The following is a 6,648-nucleotide window of genomic DNA, read 5'->3' as shown; positions in this document are numbered from 1 at the left end:
CAGCTGTTATCTCGAAACTGAGTCTTCAACAATCGGGAACTTTAGTGGTATAAGGAATCCAACTATCTTGATGACCATAGCTATAAACAAAAGAAAAGAAGAGCCCTATGGACTCTTCTTTATTCATACCTATTCTTTGTTCTTCGGGCAAAGTCTACAAACTGGAATTTATCAGGCCTATGCCTTGACTCTGTAAATTGGAAAAGCGTTACATCTGCTAAATACACGTAACTTCGGATCACGACCACTTGTTGATGTCCACTCAAATCAAGAAGAGATTCGTCCTCTTCTGTTACAGGTTCTACGACAATTTCTTTTTTGGCAAAGCTAATCTCTAGTCCTAAATTGTTTTCAATGTATTCATAGATGGATTGTTCCGCAATCTTTTTATTCAAGTTAGGTACAAGGTCTTCTTTGATATAATCTTTATCTAAGATAATTCTTTCCCCTGCAATCTCCCTCGAACGTACGATTTTCCAAAGTTTATGATCTTCCGTACAGTTCATTCGTTGGGCAAGTGATTCACTTGCTGAACCTAAGGTCAGCTCATGTACATAGGTTCGGAAACCTTGACCCAGCTGGTCTGAAAGCTCTTTAAAACTTGTAAGACCTGATACAGGAAATTCAAACTTACTATGGTCAAGAACGACCGAACCTTTGCCTCGAATCTTTTGTATATACCCGTTTTGAGCGAGTATATTTAATGCTTTACGAATGGTTTCCCGGGACGTTTGAAAAAGGTTACTCAATTCATGCTCAGAAGGGAGAGTTTCGCCTGGCTGGAACTTTCCACGTTGAATCATTTGCACGAGTTCATTGTAGATCACTAGAAATTTATTTTTCATGTTTTATCACCAGTCATATTATATCAGTGGCTTGATAAATGATAAACAATGGACTCATAAGGGCGAAGACGAATGTTAGAGTAATCTTCACTTGAATCTTCGTAGTTACTAATTAAAATTTCAGCCGTTCCTTTTACATTCAATTGTTCAGGTAGTGTAAACTTCGCGTCTTTTCCATAGAAATTATTGATGACAAGTAAATGTTCTCCATTCCATTCACGTATATAAGCAAACAACTGGTCATCCTCAGGAGTGATCAGCTGATAATCTCCATGTGTAATAACATCATAATTCTTTCTTAACTGAATAAGGTCGCGATAATAATGAAAAATAGAGTTTTCGGTACTTTTCACTATTTCAGCGTTTACTTCTTTATAATTATCGGCGACATCAATCCATGGATTGCCTTCTGTAAATCCTGCATTCTCACTTGCATCCCATTGGACTGGAGTACGAGAGTTATCACGGGATTTTTGCTTCAGAATAGCCATGATTTTGTCTTCGCTTACTCCTTTTCCTTTAAATTCTTGATACATGTTCAAAGATTCAACATCTTTATACTTTTCAATAGAATCAAAACCAGGATTGGTCATACCGATCTCTTCGCCCTGATAAATATAAGGTGTGCCTTGCATCATATGAATGGTCGTTGCTAACATTTTGGCTGATTTGTCCGGATAGTTTTTATCATCACCAAATCTGGATAGAACTCTAGGCTGATCGTGATTGCACCAAAAGAGGGCATTCCATCCATTACCTTTATTCATTTCTTGCTGCCATTTAGATAGGATTTGTTTCAATTCGTGAAAGTCAAAATCGGCGACAGTCCACTTTTCACCGTTCGGATAATCTACCTTCAAGTGATGGAAGTTAAACGTCATACTTAGCTCGTTGCGTTCTGGAGCTGTATATTTGATACAGTGATCAATCGTCGTTGAAGACATTTCCCCAACCGTCATCAAATCGTATGGTTCGAATACTTCACGGTTCATTTCCTGCATGTATTCATGGACTCGGGGGCCATCGGTATAAAATTTACGCCCGTCGCCTGGAGCTACACTTCCATCGTCGTTGGGAAACTCCTGGTTTTTAGAGATGAGATTGATCACGTCCAATCGGAATCCATCCACACCTTTTTCACCCCAGAATCTCATCATTTCATAAAGCTCACTTCTCACTTGTTCATTTTCCCAGTTCAAATCCGCCTGGGTGACGTCAAACAGGTGCAAATAATATTGCCCTGTCTGCTCGTCAAATTGCCAAGCACTGCCTCCGAATTTTGATTTCCAATTCGAAGGTTCCTGTCCGTCCACAGGATCTTTCCAAATATAGTAGTCTCTGTAAGGATTGTCCTTGGACTTGCTAGACTCCTGGAACCACTCATGCTCTGTCGATGTATGATTAATCACGATGTCCATGATCAGCTTCATGCCTCGTCGATGAGTTTCCTCTAGTAATAATTCAAAGTCCTTCATTGACCCATACTCTTCATGAATATCATAGTAATCGCTGATATCATACCCATTATCATTTTGAGGAGATTTGTACATTGGGGTCAGCCATAGCACATCTACCCCGAGTTCATGTAAATAGTCGAGTTTTTCAATAATCCCTTGAATATCGCCTACTCCATTTCCCGTCGTGTCATTGAAACTCTTAGGGTAGATCTGATACACAACTGCTTTTTTCCACCAAGGTTGTTCAGTCAATTTTCACACCACCGTTCTTCATTTTATACATCTTTTTTACGCTTAGCATAAAGGTACGTTCCTACGAGCGGAAGGACAATTACAATGACCATACCAATCGCAAAATCAAACCAATATTCAGCTACAATAGAGAAGATCCCTGGCACACCACCAACGCCGATGGAGCTTGCTACAACCCCCTGGGATGAAATATATAATCCAGCGATGGCTGATGAAGAAATAGCGAATATAAATGGATATTTGAATCGCAGATTAACCCCGAACAAAGCAGGCTCTGTGATTCCTAACCAGGCTGAAACACCTGTTGAAAAACCAAGTCCCCTCAATTTCTCATCTTTAGATGCTGCCATGATCGCGAAGGCAGCTGAACCTTGGGCGATGTTAGATAGTGCAAGCATCGGCCATAGGAAAGTTGTCCCTGTACTACCGACAAGCTGAATATCAACAGCTAAGAATGTGTGGTGCATTCCAGTAATGACAAGTACACCATACAGTCCACCGTAAATCAGTCCACCTAACCATGCGAATGTATCAAAAGTAGCTACAAGACCGTCTGTGATCCAGTTACCAATGGCGAATGTAACCGGTCCAATAATAATAAATGTAAGAAATCCAGTTACAAGAAGCGCTATGGGACCTACAAATAGAAGCTGTACACTATCTGGAATTCTTTTACGTAAAAACAGCTCAATTTTTGTTAATAAGTATGATGCTACAAGAACAGGTAACACTTGTCCCTGGTAACCAATTTTCTCGACGTCCATACCGAACAAGTTCCATGTTGGTACGTTTCCTTCTTTTACTGCCTCACCATAGGACCAGGCATTTAACAAATCTGGGTGAACGAGAATCAACCCAATAACAATACCAAGAATCGGACTACCTCCGAATTTCTTAACGGCCGACCAACCGATCAGTCCTGGTAAGAATACGAACGCCGTGTTAGCTATGATGATGATCATGTTAGCTATGTCTGACCATTGCGGATAGACATCAATGACAGATTGTTCGTCAAAGAAAATCCCAGGAGAAGTTAAAATGTTATTAATACCGAGCAATAAACCAGCTGTAACAATGGCTGGAAGGATCGGAATAAAAATATCCGCTAACGTCTTAATGGCTCTTTGAAGCGGATTCATTTTTTGACTGGAGGCTTCTTTGACCTCTTCTTTCGTTTGTTCTCCAATACCCGCTAAAGCAATGAACTCCTTATAGACTTTATCCACTGTTCCTTGGCCAATGACAATTTGGAACTGTCCATTTGTAGAAAAAGAACCTTTTACGGCATCAATATTATTCAGCTTCTCTTGATCTACGATTCCTTCATCAATAAGTGCAAGACGGAGACGTGTAACACAGTGAGTAGCTGCAGAAATATTTCCTTTTCCGCCAATGGCTTCTAAAATTTGTTCGGCCTGCTGTTTATGATTCATTTTAATTCCTCCCTCATGTAGATCACTTAGTATTCACAGTCATCAAGTTCGTGGCTCCTGAGGTCACTTGCTGTTCATCGTTCAGTTGAACAGCAAATTCATCACTATTCGTAATGATAATTGGCGTCACCGTGCTTTTAGCCTTTTCTTTTACAAGGTCGATATCAAAAGTGATCAGCTTGTCCCCTGCTTTCACTTTATCGCCTTGAGAAACAAATGCTTCGAAGCCTTCTCCTTCCATAGCAACGGTTTCTAAACCGATATGGATGAGAATTTCTGCCCCGCTCTTCGTCTTGATCCCTACCGCATGCTTGGTGGGAAAAAGTTGAACGATTTCACCATCAACCGGGCTTACCACCTCTCCTTTAGCTGGATCAATAGCAATTCCCTCTCCCATCATCTTTTGTGAAAATACTGGATCTGGTACTTCCTCTAAAGCTACAAGCTCTCCTGATACTGGTGCTGTAAGAATTACAGATTTACCTTTATTTCCAAACAACTTTTTAAACATCTTCCACTTCCTCCTTAAACGCTTACATTTCTACCGTACACACAAACTTGTATATACACCAACTAACTATGATTATAATTTGTATATACAAGCAATGCAACCCTTATTCTTTATTAACTCATATCACTCAAAGTGAACGATGAAACGCATCTGACAAAATACGGCAAATTTTTCGAGCTTATTTCTTTGATCTTGCTATTTTTTGTGTTACATATATTTAGGGTTACGAAATAAATAATTGGAAGAAGGGATTTATTATCCTTACGAAAGAACAACGAGCACGAAAGAATTTATGGATCATGTGGTTTGCGAATTTTTTCATTGCTAGCAGCATAACGATGGTCTTGCCTTTTTTGTCTTTATATATAGAAGAACTTGGTGATTTCTCAGCTTCCTATGTTCAAACATGGTCTGGATGGGTGTTCGGAATCACCTTCGTTACAGCATTCATTTTTTCACCAATCTGGGGGAAGATCGGCGACCGTTACGGACGCAAAAAAATCCTTATCCTTTCAGCCTCAGGTCTTGCTTTATCTGTTTTATTGATGGGCTTTGTAAGTTCTGTATGGCAATTATTTTTCTTGCGTCTTTTTATGGGTGTCTTCACTGGATTCATCCCTATGTCCCAGGCGTTGATTTCTACACAAACCCCTAAAAATATTGCCGGTCAGGTATTAGGGACTTTACAAACCGGAAGCATTACCGGAAGCCTTCTTGGCCCCATGCTGGGAGGATGGATTGCTGATATCATCGGATATTCAACAACTTTCCAGTTTGTATCAATCACGGTAGGCATTTCTGCGATCATTGTGTTTTTCGGTATCCATGAACAAAAAGTAGAAAAAGAGGATGAACAAGAACAGTCATCTTACAGTTCTAAAGAAGTACTCACTCACATCTTTAAACATCCGGTTTTAATGGTGGTGATGATTATCTCTCTATTTGTGCAAATTGCTCACTTCAGCATTCAACCCATCCTGTCATTATTTGTGGGTGAATTACATGGGCCAGAAAATTTAGCACTATTCTCTGGAATCGCTTTTTCTGCTGCTGGTCTCGGTAATCTGATGATGGCACGACGCTGGGGACGAATTGCCGATCGCAAAGGATACGTAAAAATATTGGTCTTTCTTTTGTTTATGGCTGGAATCGTATATATTCCCGCAGCCTTTGTAACAAGTATCTGGCAGTTAGTTCTATTACGTTTCTTACTTGGCGTATCTATCGGCGGAATTATTCCGGTGAGAACCGCATATATTCGCCAGGAAGCGCCCGTTGCCATGCAGGGAGAAGTCCTCGGTTACAACACGAGCATTCGTTTTCTCGGCAACATTATCGGTCCGGCTATGGGAGGAATGCTTTCCGGTGCTTTTGGATTTTCAGCTGTGTTCTTTGTGACAAGCGCATTGCTGCTGTCTTGCGGTTTCTTGATGCTCATCACATTGCAAAAAGAATCATCATCCGCAAGGGAATTGCACAGTTATTCTTAGCTTAGCCACAGAACTAATCGTTTTTAGTGACGACAATCTGTTAAGATAGGTGTAAAGACACTACGAGGAGGTAACGGGATGAAACGCGTCTTAATCAACATCGATTATACGAATGATTTCGTTGCAGACGAAGGAGCTCTGACTTGTGGAGAACCTGGCCAAAGAATAGAGGAGAATGTTACAAACCTTACAGAGAGTTTTATAAAAACCAATGACTATACCGTATTCGCGATTGATGTCCATGAAGAAGGAGACCCCCACCATCCTGAATCAAAGCTGTTCCCCCCTCATAACCTTCGAGGGACTAAGGGCAGAGAACTTTACGGACGCTTACAAAATGTCTATGAGGGAAACGCATCGAAGGAGAATGTATATTACATTGATAAAACGCGTTACAGCGCTTTTGCTGGTACAGATTTGGATATGAAACTCAGAGAAAGAAACATTCGGGAAGTTCATTTGATAGGTGTCTGTACAGATATTTGTGTTCTTCATACTGCGATTGACGCTTACAACCTTGGGTACAAGATCGTCGTCTATAAGGAAGCTGTAGCAAGCTTCAATCAGACCGGGCATGAGTGGTCTCTAGGTCACTTTGAATCCGTATTAGGCGCGACAATCAAATAAAGTGTTTACAAAAATCACCACCTCAGGTCATCC

Annotated in this window: 6 protein-coding genes; 2 read left to right on the top strand and 4 right to left on the bottom strand. The window is 40.5% G+C overall.

Annotated elements, in window-relative coordinates; genetic code table 11:
- Nucleotides 1–119 precede the first annotated feature (119 nt).
- Genes treR through LD39_RS04045 form a run of 4 tightly spaced genes read right to left on the bottom strand, consistent with a single transcriptional unit; the run spans nucleotide 120 to nucleotide 4,498 of the window.
- Entirely contained in the window at nucleotides 120–845 is a 726-nt protein-coding gene (gene treR, locus LD39_RS04060) for a trehalose operon repressor (RefSeq protein ID WP_035543146.1), read from the bottom strand.
- A 23-nt stretch (nucleotides 846–868) separates the two neighbouring features.
- Complete coding sequence (gene treC, locus LD39_RS04055) at nucleotides 869–2,554, bottom strand: alpha,alpha-phosphotrehalase (RefSeq protein WP_035543143.1); 1,686 nt, start codon at nucleotides 2,552–2,554, stop codon at nucleotides 869–871.
- Nucleotides 2,555–2,577: 23 nt separating this feature from the next.
- Entirely contained in the window at nucleotides 2,578–3,987 is a 1,410-nt protein-coding gene (treP, locus tag LD39_RS04050) for a PTS system trehalose-specific EIIBC component (RefSeq protein WP_035543141.1), read from the bottom strand.
- 22 nt (nucleotides 3,988–4,009) lie between these two features.
- Nucleotides 4,010–4,498 (bottom strand): PTS glucose transporter subunit IIA, encoded by a 489-nt coding sequence (locus LD39_RS04045; protein WP_035543138.1) that lies wholly within the window; start codon nucleotides 4,496–4,498, stop codon nucleotides 4,010–4,012.
- A gap of 299 nt (nucleotides 4,499–4,797) precedes the next feature.
- On the opposite strand from LD39_RS04045, the gene LD39_RS04040 reads away from it, so the two are divergent.
- Together LD39_RS04040 and LD39_RS04035 are read left to right on the top strand one after the other, a co-directional pair.
- Nucleotides 4,798–5,988: an MFS transporter gene (locus LD39_RS04040; RefSeq protein ID WP_035543136.1), complete on the top strand. Its 1,191-nt coding sequence runs from the start codon at nucleotides 4,798–4,800 to the stop codon at nucleotides 5,986–5,988.
- A gap of 78 nt (nucleotides 5,989–6,066) precedes the next feature.
- Nucleotides 6,067–6,615: a cysteine hydrolase family protein gene (locus LD39_RS04035; protein WP_035543135.1), complete on the top strand. Its 549-nt coding sequence runs from the start codon at nucleotides 6,067–6,069 to the stop codon at nucleotides 6,613–6,615.
- Nucleotides 6,616–6,648 lie beyond the last annotated feature (33 nt).

The sequence above is a fragment of the Halobacillus sp. BBL2006 genome, from assembly GCF_000786645.1.
Lineage (GTDB): Bacteria > Bacillota > Bacilli > Bacillales > Halobacillaceae > Halobacillus.
This window is presented reverse-complemented; position numbering and strand designations above follow the sequence as displayed.